The organism is Phytomonospora endophytica (assembly GCF_014202425.1).
Taxonomy (GTDB): Bacteria; Actinomycetota; Actinomycetes; order Mycobacteriales; family Micromonosporaceae; genus Phytomonospora; species Phytomonospora endophytica.
Genome location: NZ_JACHGT010000024.1, coordinates 79,258 through 99,792 on the forward strand (window position 1 = coordinate 79,258; position 20,535 = coordinate 99,792).

At 71.4% G+C, this 20,535-nt stretch carries 21 protein-coding genes and 1 other RNA gene; 14 read left to right on the forward strand and 8 right to left on the reverse strand.

Annotation, left to right across the window (positions count from 1 at the left end; genetic code table 11):
- Positions 1 to 84: 84 nt before the first annotated feature.
- Positions 85 to 1,404, forward strand: coding sequence for a glycosyltransferase (locus tag HNR73_RS37100; RefSeq protein WP_184792756.1), 1,320 nt, complete (start codon positions 85 to 87; stop codon positions 1,402 to 1,404).
- On the opposite strand, the gene HNR73_RS37105 is transcribed toward HNR73_RS37100, so the two are convergent.
- The gene (locus HNR73_RS37105; RefSeq protein WP_184792757.1) at positions 1,380 to 1,862 is read right to left on the reverse strand and encodes an NUDIX hydrolase; all 483 of its coding nucleotides are present in this window, start codon (positions 1,860 to 1,862) and stop codon (positions 1,380 to 1,382) included. The genes HNR73_RS37100 and HNR73_RS37105 overlap by 25 nt on opposite strands.
- An 11-nt stretch (positions 1,863 to 1,873) precedes the next feature.
- Positions 1,874 to 2,431, reverse strand: a complete 558-nt coding sequence (locus HNR73_RS37110) for a TetR/AcrR family transcriptional regulator (protein WP_184792758.1) — start codon at positions 2,429 to 2,431, stop codon at positions 1,874 to 1,876.
- An 89-nt stretch (positions 2,432 to 2,520) separates the two neighbouring features.
- Between HNR73_RS37110 and HNR73_RS37115 the strand changes: the two genes are divergently transcribed.
- Positions 2,521 to 3,366: an NmrA/HSCARG family protein gene (locus HNR73_RS37115; RefSeq protein ID WP_184792759.1), complete on the forward strand. Its 846-nt coding sequence runs from the start codon at positions 2,521 to 2,523 to the stop codon at positions 3,364 to 3,366.
- A 387-nt stretch (positions 3,367 to 3,753) separates the two neighbouring features.
- On the opposite strand, the gene ssrA is transcribed toward HNR73_RS37115, so the two are convergent.
- Positions 3,754 to 4,128, reverse strand: a transfer-messenger RNA (tmRNA) gene (gene ssrA / locus HNR73_RS37120).
- Between the two features lie 78 nt (positions 4,129 to 4,206).
- Positions 4,207 to 4,641 carry a hypothetical protein gene (locus HNR73_RS37125; protein ID WP_184792760.1) on the reverse strand — a complete coding sequence of 145 codons (435 nt, stop codon included), beginning with the start codon at positions 4,639 to 4,641 and terminating at the stop codon, positions 4,207 to 4,209.
- 299 nt (positions 4,642 to 4,940) lie between these two features.
- Here HNR73_RS37125 and HNR73_RS37130 point away from each other — a divergent pair, with 299 nt between their 5' ends.
- The 6 genes from HNR73_RS37130 to HNR73_RS37155 all read left to right on the forward strand — a co-directional run bounded on the left by HNR73_RS37130 (position 4,941) and on the right by HNR73_RS37155 (position 11,007).
- Positions 4,941 to 5,651, forward strand: a complete 711-nt coding sequence (locus HNR73_RS37130) for a response regulator (protein WP_184792761.1) — start codon at positions 4,941 to 4,943, stop codon at positions 5,649 to 5,651.
- Entirely contained in the window at positions 5,644 to 6,657 is a 1,014-nt protein-coding gene (locus HNR73_RS37135) for a sensor histidine kinase (protein ID WP_184792762.1), read from the forward strand. Before HNR73_RS37130 ends, HNR73_RS37135 begins: the two co-directional genes overlap by 8 nt.
- A gap of 100 nt (positions 6,658 to 6,757) precedes the next feature.
- Positions 6,758 to 7,348, forward strand: a complete 591-nt coding sequence (locus tag HNR73_RS37140; RefSeq protein ID WP_373316593.1) for a YqgE/AlgH family protein — start codon at positions 6,758 to 6,760, stop codon at positions 7,346 to 7,348.
- 79 nt (positions 7,349 to 7,427) lie between these two features.
- On the forward strand, positions 7,428 to 9,182 hold the full coding sequence (locus HNR73_RS41095; protein WP_184792763.1) for a heparinase II/III family protein: 1,755 nt from the start codon (positions 7,428 to 7,430) through the stop codon (positions 9,180 to 9,182).
- Positions 9,183 to 9,307: 125 nt separating this feature from the next.
- Positions 9,308 to 10,084 carry a S1 family peptidase gene (locus HNR73_RS37150; protein ID WP_184792764.1) on the forward strand — a complete coding sequence of 259 codons (777 nt, stop codon included), beginning with the start codon at positions 9,308 to 9,310 and terminating at the stop codon, positions 10,082 to 10,084.
- Between the two features lie 149 nt (positions 10,085 to 10,233).
- Entirely contained in the window at positions 10,234 to 11,007 is a 774-nt protein-coding gene (locus tag HNR73_RS37155) for a S1 family peptidase (RefSeq protein WP_184792765.1), read from the forward strand.
- 69 nt (positions 11,008 to 11,076) lie between these two features.
- Here HNR73_RS37155 and HNR73_RS37160 read toward each other — a convergent pair whose 3' ends face one another.
- A complete protein-coding gene (locus HNR73_RS37160) occupies positions 11,077 to 11,514 on the reverse strand; it encodes a rhodanese-like domain-containing protein (protein WP_239122046.1) in 438 nt (145 codons plus the stop codon).
- Positions 11,515 to 11,573: 59 nt separating this feature from the next.
- On the opposite strand from HNR73_RS37160, the gene HNR73_RS37165 reads away from it, so the two are divergent.
- Entirely contained in the window at positions 11,574 to 12,542 is a 969-nt protein-coding gene (locus HNR73_RS37165; protein WP_184792766.1) for a helix-turn-helix domain-containing protein, read from the forward strand.
- 50 nt (positions 12,543 to 12,592) lie between these two features.
- A complete protein-coding gene (locus tag HNR73_RS37170) occupies positions 12,593 to 13,207 on the forward strand; it encodes a TetR/AcrR family transcriptional regulator (protein ID WP_184792767.1) in 615 nt (204 codons plus the stop codon).
- On the opposite strand, the gene HNR73_RS37175 is transcribed toward HNR73_RS37170, so the two are convergent.
- From HNR73_RS37175 to HNR73_RS37185, 3 genes are all read right to left on the reverse strand, one after another.
- The gene (locus HNR73_RS37175) at positions 13,180 to 14,637 is read right to left on the reverse strand and encodes a DHA2 family efflux MFS transporter permease subunit (RefSeq protein WP_184792768.1); all 1,458 of its coding nucleotides are present in this window, start codon (positions 14,635 to 14,637) and stop codon (positions 13,180 to 13,182) included. The two genes, HNR73_RS37170 and HNR73_RS37175, sit on opposite strands and share 28 nt — an antisense overlap.
- Before the next feature lie 181 nt (positions 14,638 to 14,818).
- On the reverse strand, positions 14,819 to 15,268 hold the full coding sequence (locus HNR73_RS37180; RefSeq protein WP_184792769.1) for an NUDIX domain-containing protein: 450 nt from the start codon (positions 15,266 to 15,268) through the stop codon (positions 14,819 to 14,821).
- A 9-nt stretch (positions 15,269 to 15,277) separates the two neighbouring features.
- Positions 15,278 to 15,925: a (2Fe-2S)-binding protein gene (locus tag HNR73_RS37185; protein ID WP_184792770.1), complete on the reverse strand. Its 648-nt coding sequence runs from the start codon at positions 15,923 to 15,925 to the stop codon at positions 15,278 to 15,280.
- 184 nt (positions 15,926 to 16,109) lie between these two features.
- Between HNR73_RS37185 and HNR73_RS37190 the strand changes: the two genes are divergently transcribed.
- The 4 genes from HNR73_RS37190 to HNR73_RS37205 all read left to right on the forward strand — a co-directional run bounded on the left by HNR73_RS37190 (position 16,110) and on the right by HNR73_RS37205 (position 20,333).
- On the forward strand, positions 16,110 to 16,709 hold the full coding sequence (locus tag HNR73_RS37190) for a DedA family protein (protein WP_184792771.1): 600 nt from the start codon (positions 16,110 to 16,112) through the stop codon (positions 16,707 to 16,709).
- A 9-nt stretch (positions 16,710 to 16,718) separates the two neighbouring features.
- On the forward strand, positions 16,719 to 18,173 hold the full coding sequence (locus tag HNR73_RS37195) for a DUF7782 domain-containing protein (protein WP_184792772.1): 1,455 nt from the start codon (positions 16,719 to 16,721) through the stop codon (positions 18,171 to 18,173).
- 103 nt (positions 18,174 to 18,276) lie between these two features.
- On the forward strand, positions 18,277 to 19,356 hold the full coding sequence (locus HNR73_RS41100) for a phosphodiester glycosidase family protein (RefSeq protein WP_184792773.1): 1,080 nt from the start codon (positions 18,277 to 18,279) through the stop codon (positions 19,354 to 19,356).
- Positions 19,357 to 19,409: 53 nt separating this feature from the next.
- The gene (locus tag HNR73_RS37205; RefSeq protein WP_239122041.1) at positions 19,410 to 20,333 is read left to right on the forward strand and encodes a penicillin-insensitive murein endopeptidase; all 924 of its coding nucleotides are present in this window, start codon (positions 19,410 to 19,412) and stop codon (positions 20,331 to 20,333) included.
- Positions 20,334 to 20,535: the final 202 nt, after the last annotated feature.

The window sequence follows — 20,535 nt, forward strand, 5'->3', positions numbered from 1 at the left end:
CACTGAACTTCATCGACACACCCCTATTCACCTGGACGGATACGGTGAAGTCCCACGCTTCGCCTATTCGAAACGGGGCGGTTCATGCTGCACCTGAGCGCACCGGCCGTGTCCCCACCGCCGCCCACCCTTCCCGCGCCCGCGGACTTCGGGGCTTTAACCGCACCCACGCGGCCCCTGCGGGTATTGCAGGTCACCGACAACTACACGCCCAACCGGGACGGTGTCACCACCTCCGTGGTGAGTCTCGCGCAGGGACTCACCGCCCTCGGCCACGAGGTCGCGGTCCTGGCACCCCGCGCGCGAGGCACCTACCCGACGCCCGGGACCCGCACCTACCTGGCACCGGCGATCCGCGCCGTCGGCGACTACCACCTGAGCTGGGCGACGCCCCGCTCGGTCGGGGCCGTCGCGAAGGACTTCGGCGCCGACCTCGTGCACGTCCACACCCTCGGGCCGCTCGGGCTCGCGGCGGCGACGTACTCCCGGCGCAACGGTGCCGCCTGCGTGCTCACCTGGCACACCGACCTGCTCGCCTACTGCAGCGTGTACCCCGCGATCAACCTCGCGATCCCGCTGTCGCACATCGCGTGGAGTTTCCCGCGTGAACTGCCCCGGGCCTGGCGCTCCACCCGGCGCTCCGTCGGCGCCGCGCTGCGCGGCCGCGGGCAGACCGAGGCGAACCGGCGGACCCTCGCCGAGGCCCTCGCCTACTTCGACCACGTCATCGCCCCCTCCCGCAAAGCCGCCGGGACGCTGCCCTGCGGGCGCGGCGACCAGGCCGTGCACGTCGTGCCCTCCGCCGAGACCGCCGTCGAAGGAGCGCCCGAACCCGCCGCCGCCGCACTCGTCGCGACACTGGCCGGACGGCCCGTCGTGGCCTTCGTCGGGAGACTGTCGGGCGAGAAGAACTTCGAGACGCTGCTGCGTGCCGTGGCCCGCGACCTCCTGCCGCACTGCCCCGACGCGATCCTCCTCACCGTCGGCGACGGCCCCCTCCGCCGCGGCTTCGAGGCGCTCGCGGCCGAACTCGGGGTCGCCGACTCGGTCCTGTTCACCGGAGCCGTGCCGAACGCGGTCGTCCGCCAGGTACTGCCGCACTGCACGCTGCTGGCGCAGCCCTCGCTGACCGAGACGCAGGGCCTGGTCCTCGCCGAGGCCGCCGCGGCGGGCGTCCCCGCCGTCGTACTGGACCGGACCCTCGACGGCATCGTGGAGCACGGCGTCACCGGCTACGTCGCCGACGACGACGCCGACCTGGGCCGCCGCATGACCGAGCTCGTGCTGTCGCCGGAGACCCGCGACCGCATGGGCGCGCGAGCGCGAGCCGCGACCGAGGGCTACAGCTCGGAGCGCTTCGCCGAGCGGGTGCTCGGCGTCTACGGGGAGGTCGTCGGCGGCTGAGCGAGCCGCTCCCACAGCCGCTCCAGGAACACGACCTGGCCTTTCACGAGTTTCGCGGCGGCCGTGGCGCGGTCGAACCACGCCGCCCGGTCCACCTCGGGGAAGGACTCCGTCCGCCCCGACCGCGGCGGCCACTCCATGTCGAAGGTGCCCGGCGAGATCGCGTCGGCGTCGAAGTCGGCCTCCACGGCGAAGACCGTGAGGTACTTGCCGCTCGTCACGCGCGCCCTGCCGAGGTCGAGGTACTCGCCGTCGGGCGCCGGTGCGCCCAGCTCTTCGGCGAACTCGCGCCGGGCGGCCGCGATCGGCGTCTCGTCCTCGTCGTACTCGCCCTTGGGGATCGACCAGCCGCCCTCGTCCTTCTTCGCCCAGAAGGGCCCGCCCATGTGGGCGATGAGGACCTCGACGTCCTCACCCGCCCGGCGGTGGAGCAGGATCCCGGCGCTGAGTCTCGGCATGGCTCACGACTCTAGTCGGCCGAGGTCGCGACGCCCTCCATCGCCACCATCAGCAGCCGGTCGAGTCGCGCACTCGAATCCGGCGCGTACTCGCTTGCCCAGACCAGGCCCGCGACGAGGGCGAGCAGCTCGTTCGCGGTCAGGTCGGCGCGCACCGCGCCCGCCTCCTGCGCGCTCGCGAGGAGGCGGCCGCCGGCGTCCCGCATCGATTTGCAGGAGGCGTGCAGTTGCGACTCCTCGTCGCGCAGGGCCACCAGGACCGACTCGGGGAGCCCGCGGATCGTGCGCTGCCCGACGGCGAGTTCGCGCAGCCAGGCCATGAGGGCCGGGAGCGGCGGGGTCCCGGCCAGTTCGGCGGCGTGGGCGGTGAGGCGGTCGAAGTCGTCGCGGAGGAGGGCTTCGAGGAGTGCCTCGCGGGCGGGGAAGTGGCGGTAGAGGGTGCCGATGCCGACTCCGGCGCGGCGGGCGACGTCGCGCAGGGACGCGTCGGTGCCGTGCTCGGCGAAGGCCTCCCGGGCGGCGTCGAGCAGTACCTGGGCGTTGCGTCGGGCGTCAGCGCGCGCGGGCATGTGTCCTCACTCACCTTGCTAACCGGAGCGGTGCTCCGCTAAGTTCGGAGCACCGCTCCACTTCCGTGCAGAATAGCAAGGAGAAGGACATGCGAACCATCCTCGTCACCGGCGCCACCGGTCAGCAGGGCAACGCCGCCGCCCGCCACCTGCTCAAGAACGGCTGGCACGTCCGCGCACTCGTCCGCGACCCCGCGCGCGCCACCGAACTCGCCGCGGCGGGCGCCGAACTCGTCGTCGGCGACATGACCGACCGCGACGCCCTCGACGCCGCCACCGCGGGCGCCCACGGCGTCTTCAGTGTCCAGCCGGCGAACTTCGGCGAGGAGGTCGTCGACGAGGTCTCGATGGGCGTCAACGTCGCCGACGCCGCCGAGGCCGCCGGAGTCGAGCACCTGGTCTACACCTCCGTCGGCGGAGCCGACCGCGTCGTCGGTGACGGCCCCTGGCACACCAAGACGCGCATCGAGGCCCACATCGCCGGACTGGGGATCCCGACGACGGTCCTGCGCCCGGTGATGTTCATGGAGAACCACGCGCACCCCGTCATCGGCGTCCGGGGCCCCCGCGCCGTCATCCGCCTCATCCCCGAGACGGCGAGGGTCCAGCTCATCGCCGTCGACGACATCGGCGCCTTCGCCGCCCTGGCCTTCGCCGACCCCGACCGCCACGCGGGCAAGGCCTACGAACTCGCCGGCGACGAACTCACCCGCGACGACCTCGCCGCCGCGATCACGACGGCGGCGGGCCCCATCGACCTCTCGCCGCACACGCCGGAGACCCTGGCGGCCATGGGCGCCGCCTCCAGTATCCCCACGGGCGAGAGCTTCGCGGGCTGGCGTGCCGACATCCCCGCACTCCGCGAGATCCACCCGGGCATGCTCCGCTTCACGCAGTGGCTGGAGACGGAGGGGGCGGCGGGGTTGCGGGGATAGCGGGAGGGGTGGGGTGAGGCCTCCACCGTAGGGCGTCGCCGGTGAACGTGAGTCCTGTCGTTGTGGACAACTACTCCGTTGTGGAAAACCGGGCGGAACCGGCCGTGAACCCGTGACCCCCGTCTGCGCGCGGCATACGGGGCGGCGTGCGGCGGCACGGGGGCGGCCGGTAGTGAGCGGTGCGCGGTGGCGGGTGAGCGGCGAACGGCGAAAGCTTCGATACCGCCCCCATCCCGCAGCGGCAAGCGGGCCGAAGGCCCGGAGGCGAGGAGCCGCATCGCGAGCGCAGCGAGCCGACCAGCCCGGTGAGCCGACAAAAACAGACCGCCCCTCGCGGGGCGGTCTGTTCACAAGGGCTGTCGCGTCCCCGGCCTAACGGGGTCGCGCTGGTGGAGCTGCCGGGAATTGAACCCGGGTCCTTCATCGCTTCGACAGGGCTTCTCCGTGCGCAGCTCGCTGTGTCTTTCCTCAAGCCCCACCGATCACGCGAGCAAGTCGGTGTGACGGGCTCCAGCCACTGTCCTTTTCGGGTTCAGGCCCTGTGGCCAGTCCTGACGCCCTAGCGTTCTAAATGATGCCGGCAAACCGGGACGAACGCGGCTCCCGGGCCGGCACCTTCACTGTCGCTTAGGCAGCGAGAGCGAAGGAAGTGCGCTTAGAGTTGGCACTTGTTGGTTTCCGACACTGATTAACGAGACACTGTCGGCGATCCTCGGCACGCTTCCCCTGAATCGGCGTACAAAGTCGAAACCAGTCAGCCCCCTGTGTAGTTGTCCGCTAAGCGTAACGCCTCGGCCCCTGGCTCGCATTCCGGTTTCCCTTTGCCGCTTCCACCTGGACTTATGTCTCTCCACCGAGGTCTTGCACGTAGGCCTGGTAGAGCAGTTCGGTGCCCATCTCGCGGTGGCGGCTCATCTCGGCGACGAGTTCGGCGGACCACCGGCGGACCCATTCGGGGCGGGCGTGTTCGCTGCGGATGAGCAGCAGGTTGATGGCGGAGGCGAGCCGCGCGCTGTCGCGGCGGAGTTTCCCGACGCGGCGTTCGAGCCGGGGCGCGGCCTCGCAGAGTTCGCGGTAGAGGCCGGTGGGCCCCTCCGTGGTGGCGACGTGCGCGTAGAACGCGTCGCGCAGAGCGTAGACGCTCTGCCGCAGTCTGGAACGCCAGACCTCCTCGCCCGACGAGAATCTCCACTCGCGGGTGTCGGATGCCGCGTATCGCTCCAGCTGTTGAATGTTGTCGAGGTAGTCGACGCCGTACTGGGGTGTCGCCGCCATGGCGCACCTCCTTCGGGGTGCCTACTGACCGACCGGCAAGCGGTCCACACCGTGGCGGGCTCACCGAGGCGATGCCACCCAGCCGGTGTCGGTCATCCGTCAGCGGGCTTCTATAGATGATCGGCCATGAGGCGGGACAATGTCCAGAGCTACCGCGTGGTCACCTGATGTCGTCACGCCTGCCCAGTACGGGCGTGGCCGCCGTGGCGCGTGGTGCGCCTGTGGCTTCACTCTTACGGCTCGGTGACATCGGCGCGGGTGGAACGCCGAAAACGCGGCTTCGCGCTTACGGTTGGGCCATGGCCGCCGATACCCGACATGTCCTCGTCGTCGACGATGATCCGACCGTGAGCGACGTGGTCCGCCGTTACCTGGAGCACGCGGGTCTTAGGGTGACGCTGGCCGCCGATGGTGTCGCGGGGCTGCAGGCGTTCCGGGAGGGCGCTCCGGACCTGGTGGTGCTGGATCTGATGCTTCCAGGTGTCGACGGCATCGAGGTCTGCCGTGTCCTGCGGTCCACTTCGGACGTTCCGGTGGTGATGCTGACGGCGCTCGGCGAGGAGGCCGACCGGGTCCTCGGTCTGCGGGTCGGCGCCGACGACTACGTCACGAAGCCCTTTTCGCCGCGTGAGCTGGTGCTGCGCGTCCAGTCGGTGCTGCGGCGGGCGGGCGCGGCGGCCCGGAGCGCGCCGGCCGAGGTCCTCACCGACGGGGGCCTCGTCGTCGACGCCGGCGCCCGAGTGGCCACTTTGGAGGGTGAGCCGCTCGCCCTGACGGTCCGCGAGTTCGACCTGCTCACCCATCTCCTGCGCCATCCCGGCCGCGCGTTCCGCCGCGCCGAACTCCTCGAAGAGGTCTGGGGCTGGAACTTCGGCGACCAGTCGACGGTGACCGTGCACGTCCGCCGCCTTCGCGAGAAGGTGGAGGCCGACCCCGCCGACCCCCGCCGCATCCGCACCGTCTGGGGTGTCGGCTACCGCTTCGAGCCCGTGGAGGCCACCGTTGCGTGACCTGATCCTCGTCGGCCTCATCGCCCTCGCCGGTTCGCTCGCCGTCGCGATCCCCGGTGCGCTCGTCCTGCGCCGCCTGCGCGGCCGCAGCGTGACCGCGCACGTCGGCGGGGTCCTCGCCGTCACCGTCCTGGCCGTCGCGGCGGGCGTGGTCAGCACGGCCCTGGCCATGTTCATCAGCGAGCACGACCTGACCGTCCTGCTCGTCGTCATCGCCGTGACCGGCGTCGTCAGCCTGTCGGTGGGCCTGTGGCTCGGCAGGCGCCTCACCGCCGAGGCGATGTGGGCCGCCGAGGCCCGGCAGCGCGAGCGGACCCTGGAGGCCGGGCGTCGCGACCTGGTCGCGTGGGTGAGCCACGACCTGCGCACGCCCCTCGCCGGGATGCGCGCGATGGCCGAGGCCCTCGAAGACGGTGTGGTCATCGACCAGGGCACGGTCGCCGACTTCCACCGGCGCATCCGGGTGGAATGCGACCGGATGGCCGCGCTCGTCGAGGACCTGTTCGAACTGTCGCGCATCAACGCCGGTGCCCTGCGCCTGACCATCGAGTCGCTCTCGCTGCGCGACGTGGTCTCCGACGTCGTCGCGACCGTCGCGCCCGTCGCCGAGGCGAAACGCGTGCGGCTCGTCGCCGTCGACAGCGCCTGGCCCGTCGTACGGGGCAGCGAGAAGGAGCTGTCCCGGGTCGTCGCCAACCTCCTGCGCAACGCCATCAGCAACACCCCCGCCGACGGCACGATCACCGTCACCGGCGGCGGCGACGGCGACGCCGGGTGGTTCGCCGTCACCGACTCCTGCGGCGGCATAGCCGAGCACGACCTCCCGCGGCTGTTCGAGGTCGCCTTCCGTGGTCAGAGTGCCCGCACGCCCGGCGAGACGCCCGGCGGCGGACTCGGTCTGGCGATCGTCCGCGGGCTCGTCGACGCCCACCACGGGGAGGTCTCCGTCGCGAACGTGACTCACGGATGCCGCTTCACAGTCAGGATCCCGGCCGCTACGGTGTGATCGTCACCGTCCGGTGTCGGTAGAGGTACTGTGCAGTGCCCGGTTCACCCGCTAACGTGCGTGGGGTAGGTACGGCGTACCGGGCGAAGGGAGGGAAACGGTGTCTGAGGAGACCGGAATGATCGACTACCGGACCGTCGCGTCCCTCTCCGGGCGCCTGCTCGTGGCGAGTCCGGTGCTCAAGGACCCGAACTTCGACCGCACCGTCGTGCTCCTCCTCGGGCACGAGCCGGACGGGGCCCTCGGCGTCGTCCTCAACCGCGCCACCGAGATGCCGGTGACCGATGTTCTCGAAGGCTGGGACGGACTGATCCCCGAACCGGCGGTCGTCTTCGAGGGCGGCCCGGTGCAGCCGGAGTCGGCGATCGCCGTCGCGCGTCTGCGGACCGACGTCAGCCAACCCGCCTGTTTCCGCACCTTCGCCGGGCGGCTCGGGACGCTCGACCTCGCCGCCGACCCGGAGCCGCTCGCCGACTCCATCGACGGCCTGCGGATCTTCGCCGGTTACGCCGGCTGGGGGCCGGGTCAGCTGGAGAACGAGATCGACGAGGGCGCGTGGCTGGTCTTCGACGTGCTCCCCGGCGACGCCTTCTCCCCGACGCCGGAGGAGCTGTGGCCGATGGTCTGGCGCCGCCAGGTCGGTCTGCTCGCGGCCGTCGCCTTCTACCCGGCAGACCCGGGGATGAACTAGAGTTTCCGTCGATCTTGTGAACATGCTCGGATCTGTTCGATTCTGAGCTGTCGCCGCAATGTGGACGGAGACCCCCGCCGTGTACACCCTCACGCAGATCCGCGCGGCCATCGACGCCGCCGAACCCACCCCGATCCTCGACGAGGTTGCCTTCCGCGCCGCCGCCGACCGTCCCGAACACACCGAACTGCTCGCCGGTGTCCGGGCCGAGGCCGCCCGCGAGGAGCCGCTGCCCGAACTGACCCACGAGCTGTACGGCCGCTACGTTCGCGACGGCGACCGGATGGCCTACGAACGCCGCTACTTCGCCCGCCGCGCGCGGCTGGTCGCGTGCGCGGCCGCCGCCCTCGTCGACCGGCGGCCCGAAGACCTCGCCCGCCTCGACGAGGTCCTCTGGCGGATCTGCGACGAGTACAGCTGGTGCCTGCCGGCGCACAAGCACCACGCCGACATCTTCGGCCGCACCCCCGACCTCGGCGTCGACCTCTTCGCCGCCGAGACCGCGCACACCCTCGCCGAGACCGTCGGGCTCCTGCGGACCGAACTGGCCCCGGAGACCGTCGCCCGCGTGGAGGGCGAGGTCCGCCGCCGGGTCCTGGCGCCCTGGCTCGACGACATCCGCCCGCAGCACTGGGAGACCATGACCAACAACTGGTCGGCGGTCTGCGCCGGTGCGGCCGGGATGGCCGCGCTGTGGCTCGACGACGGCGAACCCCGCCGCCTGACCGGTGTCGTGGACCGGATCCAGCGCGCGATGGAGGTCTTCCGCTCCGGCTTCGAAGCCGACGGCGGCTGCCCCGAGGGCCTGTCCTACTGGGTCTACGGATACGGCTACTTCGTCTACTTCGCCGAAGCCCTGCGTGCCCGCACCGGGCTCGACATGCTGCCCGAAACCCGTGCCGTCGCGGCGTTCCCGTCGGTCGTGGACTTCGGCGACGGCCGCTGCGTGAGCTTCTCCGACGGCGGCGAGGACGCCTACGTCCCGACCGGCCTCGCCTCCCTGCTGCACGAGAGGCTCGGCACGGTCGTGCCGGAGCTGACCGGCGTCACCGGCTTCGAGGTCGACCACTGCCACCGCTGGGGCCACCTCTCCCGCGATCTACTGTGGACGGACCCGGAGCTCATCGGCCGTCGCGGTCCCGACCGCCGCGACTACCTGCCCGACCTGGCGTGGGTCGTCGACAGGTCCACGGTGGACGGTGTACGGATCGGCTTCGCCGCCAAGGGGGGCCACAACGCCGAACCGCACAACCACAACGACCTCGGCCACTTCCTGCTGTACTGCGGCGGCGAGCAGCTGCTCGCCGACCTCGGCGCCGGCCTCTACGACAAGGCCTACTTCTCGCCGCGGCGCTACGACTCGATCTACCCGTCGGCCGAAGGTCACTCCGTCCCGGTCATCGGCGGCGCGATCCAGCAGGCGGGCCGCGAGCGGGAGGCCGTCGTCGTCGAGCACCGCGACACCGGCGAGGGCGTGCACCTCGAACTCGACCTGTCGGCCGCCTACGACATGGAAGGCTCCTTCACACGCGTCTTCGACTGGTGGTCGACCGGCGAACTGTCCATCAGGGACCGATTCAGCGCCACGGGCGTACCGCTGGTCGAGCGCTTCGTCAGCCGCGTCGAACCCGTCCTCGGCGACGGGATCATCGTCTGGCGCGGCAAACGGGGCCGGGTGACGCTGACCTACGAACCGGGGCACTTCACCGCCACGTCCGACCGGATCGACACCGTCGACCACCACCAGAACCCCGACACCGTCCACCGGCTCCACCTGACCGGGAAGACCGCCGCCGAGCACTCCCTGTCCATCACGCTGGAAGTGCTCGACTGAAGAATCACTGAGGAGTCTTGACAGCCCGGTGCCCGACATGGGAGACATGTGAACCACGGGATGTGTGATCCCGTGCGAACTCGACAGTCCATGGTGGACTTTCGCGGATCCCTTGGAGGCCAAGCATGTCCAGACCCACTCCACGCCGCCTCGCGTTACTTCTCAGCGCGCTCGCCCTCGTCCTCTTCGGTGCCTTCGCGGCGACCCCGGTACACGCCGCGCCGCCCGGAGACGGCGGGGGCGTCATCACGCCCGACATCGTCGGCGGCGGATACGCCACCACCGGCCGCCCGTGGATCGCGGCCCTGCACAGCAACGGTTCGTTCACCTGCACGTCGAGTCAGATCAGTGCGAGCTGGATCCTGACGGCCGCGCACTGCGTGCCCGGCAACTCCGGTTACTCGGTGCGGATCGGGTCGCTCAACCGCTCTTCGGGCGGCACCGTCCGCAACGTCGACAGCGTCGTGCGGCACCCCAACTTCAACTGGCCCGCCTACGACATCGCCCTGCTGCACCTGTCGCAGCCCTTCACCAACACCTATGCGCCGATGGCCAAGGTGTCCGGTGACTTCGCGGTGAACCAGGCCGCCACGATCTACGGCTGGGGTTCCGAACACGCCGACTGGAGCGGTCCGCTGCCCGAGCGGCTGAAGTTCGCCAACGGCAACGTGTCCAGCACGTCCTGCGCCAGCTCCGTGATGCCCGCGATCTGCACGCAGACCGACGGCTCCGTGGCCGGCGGCGACTCCGGCGGACCGGCGATCGTGCTGAGCCCGCGCACCGGGACCTACCTGCTCGCCGGGGTCTGCGCCGTCGGGCACAAGCCCGCGGGCTCGGGCTGGGCGGCCTACACGCCGATCTTCCGGCACTGGACCTGGATCTCCCAGACGACCGGACTGTGACGCCCCGATGGCGGCGGCGACCGCCCCCGGTCGCCGCCGCCATCCCTTGCGGCACAAGAGATCGCGGGATGGGACAACTCTTGACAAGCCGATCTGATCCCGGCAAAACTCAGCGGGCGACAAACCACCATTACCCCCTTAGGAGAAACATGTCCGTCACACCCCTTCTTCGGCGTCTCGGCTTACTTCTCTCGACCGTTCTCCTCGCCGTACTCGGCTCACTCGTGGCGACCCCGGCATCCGCCACGGCCCCCGACGGCGGCGTCATCACCCCCGACATCGTCGGGGGTGGAGTCGTCGAGGACACCAAACCCTGGATCGCCGCCCTGCACAGCAACGGCGGATTCACCTGCACCTCCACGCAGATCAGCGCGAGCTGGATCATCACCGCCGCGCACTGCGTGCCCAACGACACCGGCTACTCCGTGCGCATCGGGTCGCTGACGCGGTCCTCGGGCGGCACCGTCGTCGCCGTCGACCAGGTCATCCGGCACGAAGGCTTCGACTGGCCGACCCACGACATCGCGCTGCTGCACCTCGCGACACCGTTCGAGAACACCTACGTCGCCATGGCCGACGGCTCCGGCGACATCGCCCTCAACCAGAGCCTCACCCTCTACGGCTGGGGATCGGAGAACCCCGACTGGTCCGGTCCGCTGCCCGAGAACCTCAAGTACGCCGACGGTTACCTGTCCGCGACCGGCTGCCACAGCGACGCGGCACCCCTGCTGTGCACGCAGACCGACGGTTCGGTCGCCGGCGGCGACTCCGGCGGGCCCGTGTTCGTGCAGAGCCCGGCGACCGGCGACTACGTCCAGGCGGGCGTGTGCGCGCTCGGCTGGCAGCCGGCGGGCAACGGCCAGGCCGGATACACCTCGATCCCGTCGCATCGTGAGTGGATCACGCAGCACACGGGGGTGTGACGAGCACGTTGGAAGAGCGGGAAGGCCCGGCGTCAGGGGACGCCGGGCCTCGCGTCAGGTGATCGGGGGTCATGCCCGCGGAGCCGGCGCCGTCAGCGGGTCCACCGGCCGCCGGTCCGGGCCCTCCGCCGTTTCGAACCCGAAGCCCTCGCGCACCCAGTACTCGAAGCCCCCGATCATCTCCCGCACGTCCCATCCGCCCTCCGCGAACGCGAGCGCCGCCTTCGCCGCTCCGTTGCAGCCCGGGCCCCAGCAGTAGACGACCACCGGGCGGTCTCTCGGGATCAGGCCTTCGGCGCGGTGCCTGATCTTGCCCGTCGGGAGGTGCACGGCGCCGGGGATGTGGCCGGCGTTCCAGGATGCGATCGAGCGGGTGTCGACGATCGTGACCTCGTGCCGCTTCTCGACGGCGGTGTGGACGTCGCTCACGTCGGTCTCGAAGGCGAGTTTCGCCGCGAAGTGGGCTACGGCGGGGGCATTGGCCATCTGCGTCATGCCCACGATCATTCCCACGTCTCGGCTCCGCCGGAAGTGGCGTGAACGCCCATCACCGCTAAGATCACGCCATGTCGATCACGCGCCCTCACCGAGTCGCCGTCCTGGTCTCCGAAGGGATGGCGCCCTTCGAGTTCGGTTCGGTCGTCGAGGTCTTCGGACTGCCTCGGCCGGAGATCGCGGGCCCCTGGTACTCCCTCGACGTCTGCGCCGAGCGGCCCGGCGAGCCGATGCGCATGGTCGGCGGCTTCGACGTCGTCGCCGCGCACGGGCTCGACATCGCCGCCGCCGCCGACACGCTGATCGTCCCCGCGGTGCCCGACACGCGCACGGGGCCGTCCGCTGCCGTCGTCGACGCCGTCCGGGCCGCGCACGCCCGGGGCGCGCGCGTCGTCTCGATCTGCTCGGGCGCCTTCGCGCTCGCCGCCGCGGGGCTGCTCGACGGGCGCGAGGCGACCACGCACTGGCGGTACGCCGACCTGCTCGCCGAGCGCTTCCCCGCCGTGCGCGTCGACCCGGGGGTCCTCTACGTCGACCACGGTGACGTCCTGACCAGCGCCGGGAGTGCCGCAGGGCTCGACCTGTGCCTGCACCTGGTGCGCGGCGACCACGGCCCGTCGGTCGCCAACACCGTCGCGCGGCGGCTCGTCGTGCCGCCCCACCGCGAGGGCGGGCAGGCCCAGTTCATCGAGGCGCCGGTCGTCGACGAGGGCATCGCCGACGGCGTCTCGGCGGCCATGGGCTGGGCGCTGGCCAACCTCACCGAGGCCGTCACCGTCACCGACCTCGCCGCGCGTGCGCACATGGCCCCGCGGACCTTCATCCGCCATTTCACCCGCCGCACCGGGACCTCGCCGATGCGCTGGGTCATCGCGCAGCGCGTCGCGGCGAGCCTGCCCTTCCTGGAGGCCGGCGAGGCCCCGGTGACCAGGGTCGGCGCGCTCGTCGGCTTCGACAGCCCGGTCACCTTCCGGCACCATTTCACCCGCGCGATGCGGACCAGCCCGTCGGCCTATCGCCGCACGTTCCGGGCGGCCTGAACCGGCCCTCGGCGTAGGCTTGCGGCTCGAAGCGAAGGAGATGATCATCGATGGCGGAGTCGGAGAATCCCCGTCTGCGGCTCAATCCCGAACGGGAGACGGCGATCCTCGACGCGGTCCGCGCGCTGATCTCCGAGGTCGGTTACGACGCCATGCGCATCGACCAGGTCGCCGCCCGCGCGCACGCCAGCAAGGCGACCATCTACCGCCGCTGGACGGGCAAGGCCGACCTCGCCACGGCGGTCCTGCACCGCATGAATCCGCGCCCGCCGGAGCACGGCTCGACCGGTGACCTGCGCGCGGACCTGATCCGCGTGATGCACGACCACGTCGGCTCCAAGCACCACGACGAGGCCTTCCTCGCCGGGATCCACCCGGCCTTCCAGCGCGACGACGAGCTGCGCGGGATGGTCCGCGAACAGCTCGTCAAGCCTTTCCGTGACGCCGTCCACCAGGCCCTGACCTGGGCGGTGGAACGCGGGGAGCTGTCGCCGGGACTGCTGGAGAACCGGTTGCTGCCGGAGACGCTGCCCGCGATGTGCATGCGCCGGAAATGGCTCGACGTCGACCAGTCCGACGAGGATTTCTACGTCGAACTGATCGACACCCTGGTGCTGCCTTTGCTGCGCGGCCTCGATCAGCCCGTTGCCACCACCTCGGGCTGAGGCTCGGGAGCGGCCGCCTCCTTCGCGGGCGTGCGGATGAGGAGCACGACCGACAGCAGTGCCGCCGTCAGGAACGCCGCCGACCACGTGAACGCCGTGGTGTAGCCGTGCGTCGCCGCGGCGGCCGGGTCGCCGGGGCCGTTGGCCGCGACGTAGGTCGCCGTCGCCGAGATCGCGATCGTGTTCATGAGGGCGGCGCCGATCGAGCCGCCGATCTGCTGCGCGACGTTCGTCAGGGCCGAGGCCGAGCCGGTGTCCTCGGGGCGCACGCGCGTCTGGCTCAGGCCGATGATCTTGCCGAAGATGAGGCCGCCCCCGGAGCCGAGCAGGAGCATCGGCACCAGCAGCTCGGTGGCGAAGCCGCCGTCGGCGTCGACGCGGGTGAACAGGACCATCGCCGTGATCGCCAGGACGAAACCGGTGATGACGAGCGCGACGGGCCGGAAACGGTCCCCGACGCGGCCGATGACGACGGTGGAGACGAGGACCATCGTGCCGGTCATCGGGAGGTAGCCCAGGCCGGTCTGCAGCGGGCTGTACTCCTTGATGCCCTGCATGAAGTAGGTGGTCATGAGGAACATCCCGTAGTTCCCGGCGACCATGAGCGTGATGGCCAGCAGCGCGCCGGCCCGGGTGCGGTCGGCGAGGATCCGCAACGGCACCAGCGGCTGCCTCGCGCACGCCTGCCAGAGGACGAAGGCGATGAGCGCGACGGCCGCCGTGCCGAGAAGGCCGAGGATCTCGGGGGAGTCCCAGCCGGCGCTCTCGGCGCGGCCGAAGCCGAAGACGAGCGAGGCGAGCCCGACCGTGCCGAGGATCGTGCCCGGTACATCGAGCCGGGTGCGCCTGCCCGGAGGCACCGCGACGAGGACCCGCGACCCGGCGACGGCGGCGGCGATCGCGACGGGGACGTTGATGTACATGGTCCAGCGCCAGTCCAGGAACTCGGTGATCAGGCCGCCGATGAGCAGTCCGAAGGCACCGCCGGCCGCGCCGACGATGCCGTACATGCCGAAGGCCTTCCCGCGCTCGCGGACGTCGGTGAAGGTGAGGACGATCAGCGACATGATGGTGGGCGCGAGGACCGAGGCGAAGGCGCCCTGGAGGACGCGGCCGGTGAGCAGCATGCCGGGGCTCGTCGCCGCGCCGCCCAGCGCCGAGGCGGCGGCGAAGCCGAGGAGGCCGACGACGAAGGTACGTTTGCGGCCGAAGAGGTCGCCGAGGCGTCCGCCGAGCAGGAGCAGGCCGCCGAAGGTGAGCGTGTAGGCGGTGATGACCCATTGGCGGTCGCCGTCGGAGAGCCCGAGTTCGGCCTGCGCGGAGGGGAGGGCGATGTTGACGATGACGGCGTCGAGCATGAGGACGAGCTGGGCACCGGCGATGACGGCGAGCGCCCACCAGCGTCGTGGATCGGGCGTGGTCTGCGGCATGGGGCGTCCCTGGCGATGAGAGTTAGTGTACGAAACAGTTTCGTACACTAAGGCGGGAAACGCTTGCCCGGCAAGGGAAACGGGCACGGAGTGACGGGCGTCACGGCGCCTGCCCGTGCGTGGAATCAGGCCGCGCGGCGAAGGGTCGCCGGGGCGCGGGACCCGGCCGGCGGAGCCCGGGCTAACCCCACCCCGCCGCCCCGTACGCCGCACCCGAGCGCCACAGCGTCCACCCCTGCGCCGTGTACGGCACCGTCCCCTCCGGCGCCTCGCCGAGGGGGAACCAGCGCAGTCCGCCGCACTTGTGCGGCTCGGCGTTGACGGGCTCACCGAACCTCGCGGCGTCCAGCTCCACCGGGTAGAACAGCCCGATGCGGCCCTGTCCCTCCGGCGAGCGGACGTGCAGCAGCCGCGGCGGCGGCAGGTCGGCGGGAGTCAGCTTCAGCCCGAGTTCCTCCCAGGCCTCGCGGCACATCGCGACGTCGACCGCCTCGCCGTCCTCCAGCTTCCCCGAGGGGAAGTTCCACTGCCCGTCGCCGTAGCCCGTGTTCCGCCGCAGCGCGAGCAGAACCTCCTCACCGCGCGTGAGGATCAGGAAGACGTCGACGGGACTCGTGTACTTGGTCGGCATGTCCGCAGGTTAAAGGCGGGGTACGACAGGACAGTCACCGCAGCGGCCACCGCCGGGCAGCTTCAGGAACAGGCAGCACGTCCGCCGCACGCCGGGTGACCGGAACGCCCCCACCAGCGGCGGCCGCTCCAGCAGCCCGGCGAGTACCCGCGCTCCTTCCGGCCGCAGACCCGGCGGGAGGACCCGGACGGCGCCCGCGAGGGCCGAGGCCGCGTTCCCCGCGAGCAGGGTCGGCGCCAGGTCGGGGCGCAGCCGCGCGGCGAGGGGGAGAAGGTGCCGGTCGGCGAGTTCCCTTGCCAGACCGCCGGTCCCGTCGACGACGCTCGCGCCCGTCCCGAGCGCCAGTCGCAGCCCGCCTTCGGGCGTCTGGCGGACCAGCAGCGACTCGGGCGGCACGACGAGGGTGGCCCCCGCGACGACGGCGACGCCGAGGAACGGCGACAGCAGGCGCGCCACGTACCCCAGGTGCGTCACCGACAGCACGACCCGCCGCTCGCCCCCGAGCCGCGCCCGCACGCGCTCGGCGAGCTCGCCGAACGCGTCGCCCTCGTACAGCTCGGCGGCGGTGTGGTCGTGGGACGGCCAGGCGCCGGGCAGCCCGAAGAAGCCGCCGAGTCCGGCGACCCGATCCAACAGCGCCCTTAGATCCCGTTCCATCCGGTCCGTCCCGCACTCTCAGGTTCTCTCAGCTCCCGTGCGGGTAACCTCCGCGCAGAAGCGCGTTCATGTCTACCGGCGCACATCACAGCTGAAATCCTTCCGCGCCCGGCAGACGGTACGGCAAGCTGGACTGACGTGTCCGGCCCAGCCGGACTTCAGAAGGGACCAGCCCACCACCGCGATGGCCGCCCAGATCGCCGAACTGCTCAGCTCACCATGGATGTACGCCCTGGTGATGGTCTCGATCACCCTCGACGTGTTCGTGCCCTTCCTGCCCAGCGGCTCGCTCCTCATCGTCGCGGTCGTCTACGCGGGCAAGCACGACGGCACGGTCACCGAGATGCTCCTGCTGCTCGTCGGCGGCGCGGTGGCCTCCACCCTCGGCGACAACCTCGCCTACCGCGCCATCGAACCCGGCGCCGGCCCGGTCCACCGTTTCCTCGCGCGCATGCCGCGCGCCGCCAAGGTCAACGACCGTCTGCGCGACACCCTCCAGGCGCGCCCGATCAGCACCATGACCTTCGCGCGCCTCATCCCGACCGGCCGCACCCTCGCCACCGCCGTCGCCGCGACCGACCCCGACATGCCGCGTGCCCGCTTCCAGCTCGCCTCGGCCGTCGCCGCCGCGGTGTGGGCCGCCTACACCGTCGCCCTGGGATACCTCAACGCGTTGCTGTTCAACACGTCCTGGGTGAGCGTCGTGGTCGGCGTGGCCGCCGCCTTCGCGTTCGGCACGATCCTGGCCCGCAGCCGCCGGGCCGTCGCGCTGACCTCCTCGTAAGATCTGCGGGTGCGGATTCCCAGCAGCGACATCGACCGGCTTCGCGAGGCACTGGCCGCCGCGGGCTTCCATCCCGAAGGCGTTCGCGCCCGGCTCGGCGAGCGGGACACGGCCGCCTCCGAACGCGGTGATCACCGGGGCGCGCTGGCCGCGACGGCCGGACTCGACGCCCTCGACGTGTTCGTCCGCCTCTTCATGTGCGCCACGCCCGTGGCCGCGGCCCCCGTCGCCGCGGCCCTCGCACCCCTCGACGTCGCATCCGCCCTCGCGTGGGGCCTGCTCACGCGTGCGGGCGACGGCTACACCGCCGGGATGTCCCTGACCGTCCACGGCGACTTCCACGTCCTCGCCGACCTGCCCGCCGCGCCCGGCCGCGCCCTCGACAGCGAGCACGTCCTCGGCGTCGGCGGCGCCTCGTCCACCCTGACCGCGGCGACGCTGCGCGCGCCCGTCGGCAGTGCCCTCGACGTCGGCACCGGCTGCGGAGTCCAGGCCCTGCACCTCTCCGGCCACGCCGAGCGCGTCACCGCCACCGACCTGTCCGGGCGCGCCCTCGGCTTCGCCGCGGCCAACGCCCGCCTCAACGACCTCGACTGGGAACTGCTCCAGGGCGACATGCTCGCACCGGTCGCGGGCCGCCGCTTCGACCTCGTCGTGTCCAACCCGCCCTTCGTCATCGGCGCCGGAAGCGCGGCCTTCACCTACCGCGACTCCGGCCGCGAAGCCGACGGCGTCTGCGCCGAACTCGCCGCCGCCGCGCCCGCCCTCCTCAACCCCGGCGGCACCCTCCAGTTCCTCGCCAACTGGGTCCACGTCGAAGGCCAGGACTGGCGCGAACGCGTCGGCGGCTGGTTCGCCGGCACCGGCTGCGACGTGTGGGCGATCCAGCGCGACGTCACCGACCCCCTCGACTACGTCCGCGTCTGGCAGCGCGACGCCGCCGAGGCGCACGACCCGCACGCCCTGGCCGCCTGGCTCGACTGGTTCGAGGCGAGCAAGGTCGAAGGCGTCGGCTTCGGCATGATCACCGCGCGCCGCTCCGGCCGCGACGACCCGATCGTGCACTGCGACGACATCCGCCACCAGGTCACCTCGCCCTACGCCGACCGCATCGCCGACTGGTTCGGCCGCTACGACGTCATCGCCGGGCTCACCCCCGAACGGCTCCTCGCCGCCCGCCTCCGCCTCGCCGACGGCGTCGAACTGCGCCAGGACGCGACCCTCGGCGAAGACGGCTGGGAGGTCGGACGCCAGCTCCTCGCCCAGACCGCGGGCATGCGCTTCGTCGAAGAGGTCGACCCGCTGCTCGTCGCGTTCCTCGGCGGCTGCAACGGACTGGTCCCCGTCCGCACCCAGATCGCCCTGCTCGCCGCGGCCCACGAAGCGCCCGACGGCCTCCTCGCCGCCTCGCTCGCGCCGGTCATCACCCACTTCGTCCAGCGGGGTTTCCTCGACGTGAGGTAGCCCGGCTACGGAACACGCCCGGAAACCGTAGGTCGTTGACGGCGACGCGCCCGGCCAATACCCTCGACGCGACTGTCCGCCGACCCGGGGAGCGGCCGTGCGAGTGGGGACGACGACACGCGCGACCATGGCGGCGGTCCTGTTCACCGCCGTCCTCGTCACGGCACCCGCGCACGCGGCGGCCGTCGCGCTCGCCGACGGCCTCACCCTCACCGAGCACCGCCTCGACGGGCCCGTCGTCGTCTCCGTCATCACCGCCGACCTCGCCACGCCGGGTCTTGAAACCGTCTACCTCAACCCCGGCACGGTCAGCGCCACCGCGCCCCTGAGCGAACAGGCGCGCCTGGCGGGGGCGGTCGCCGCGGTCAACGGCGACTTCTTCGACCTCGGCCACACCGACGCCCCGCACGGCATCGGCGTCACCGGCGGCGGTTTCCTGCACGGCCGCGCGAAAGGCTGGAACGACACCGCCGTCGTCGGCGCCGACCGCCGCGGCCGCGTCGAGACGCTGCGGATGTCGGCGACCGCCACGCTGCCCACCGGCCCCGTCCAGGTGGGAAACCTCAACTCCGGCAACGTCGCCGACGGAGGCGTCGGCGCGTACACCCCCGCCTGGGGCGAGGCCGACCTCGGCGAGACCGTCAAAGGCGCCGACGAGGTCAGCGCCGTCCGGGTCGGCGCGGGCCTCGTCACCGAGACCGCCGACACCCCCGACGGCTGGCGGCCCGGCACCGACACCGTCCTCATCGGACGCGAGGCGGGAGCCGTGGCGCTCGCCGGACTCAAGGTCGGCGACCCGGTGACCCTCGACGTTCCCGCCCCGGACGCGTACACCGCCATCAGTGGCAACGAGGTCCTGAGGCGTGACGGTGAGACCGTCGCCCCCGACGGCTACTCCCCGAATCCCCGCACCGCCGTCGGCTTCTCCGCCGACGGTTCGCGCATGTGGCTGGTCACCGTCGACGGCCGCAGCGACGACAGCGTGGGCATGACCTACGTCGAGCTCGCGGGTTTCCTCGCCGGGCTCGGTGCCGCCGACGTGCTCAGTCTCGACGGCGGCGGCTCGTCGACGATGGTCGCCCGCCTCCCGGGCGCCGACGGGCTCAGCGTCCGCAACCACCCGTCGATGGGGTACGAACGCGATGTCCCCAACGGCATCGGCTTCCGCATCACCGACATCTAGGAGAGACCATGTTCCGGCACTTACGTCTGCTGCTCGTCGCGATCGTCAGCGCGATGGCCCTCGTCGTCTCGGCCACTCCGGCCGCGGCCTATCCGAACGCCTACTTTCACACGCAGAGCGCGGGGAACAGGGGCGCCGACGTCCTCACGATCCAGTACCTCCTCCAGCATCACGGGCAGTCCGTGACGGCCGACGGCGTCTTCGGTTCCGGCACGACGACGGCGGTCCGCGCGTTCCAGACGGCGAAGGGCCTGGGCGTCGACGGGATCGTCGGTCCGCAGACCTGGGCGGCCCTGGCACCGCAGATCCAGCAGGGTGCCTCGGGCGCCGCGGTGAAGGCGCTGCAGGTCCAGCTCAACGCCAAGCGGCGGCTGTCGCTCGCGGTGGACGGGACTTTCGGTGCGGCGCTGACGACGGCCGTGCGGGATTTCCAGAGCCACGCGGGCATTGGTGTCGACGGCGTCGTGGGTCCGACGACGTGGCGGAATCTGGGCTGGCACTACGACTATCCGGACTTCGGTGCGGGCATCTGCGATCAGAACCCCGACGGTAACGGCACGGCCAACTGGGGTACGGCCGCGGCGGTCGCGCAACTGGAGTCGGCGGTCCGCAGCTTCGCGACGACGGGCCAGGGCCAGGTTCCTCTGGGTGATGTGGGTTTCGAACACGGAGGCGCGATCAACGGCCATTCTTCCCACCGGGTGGGCCTGGACGCCGACATCTGGCCGATCCGCACGGACAACGGCCAGTGCACGGCGGGCCGGATCACCTGGCAGTCGCCGACGTACGACCGTGCGGCGACGAGGCAACTGGTACAGGCGATCCGCACAGCGGCACCGGGCCACGTGGCATTGATCTTCTTCAACGACCCAACCCTGATCAGCGAGGGCCTGACAACGCAATACGCGAACCACGACAACCATCTGCACGTGAGGTACTGCGAGAAGGTGGAGCCGAACTCACTGTACGACTGTTAGACGAACGAACGAGACGAACGAGCCCTTTCGCTTTGCGAGTCTCGAAGAGACTCGCAAAGCGAAAGGCGAGGACAAAGCCCCAAGCGTGGCGTCCCCCCGAAGCCCGGTCTTGATCTTCGCGTAGCGAGTCTCGAAGAGACTCGCTACGCGAGTTCCGGGTCCAGGGACGGAGTCCCTGGTGGGGTCTGGGGCGAAGCCCCAG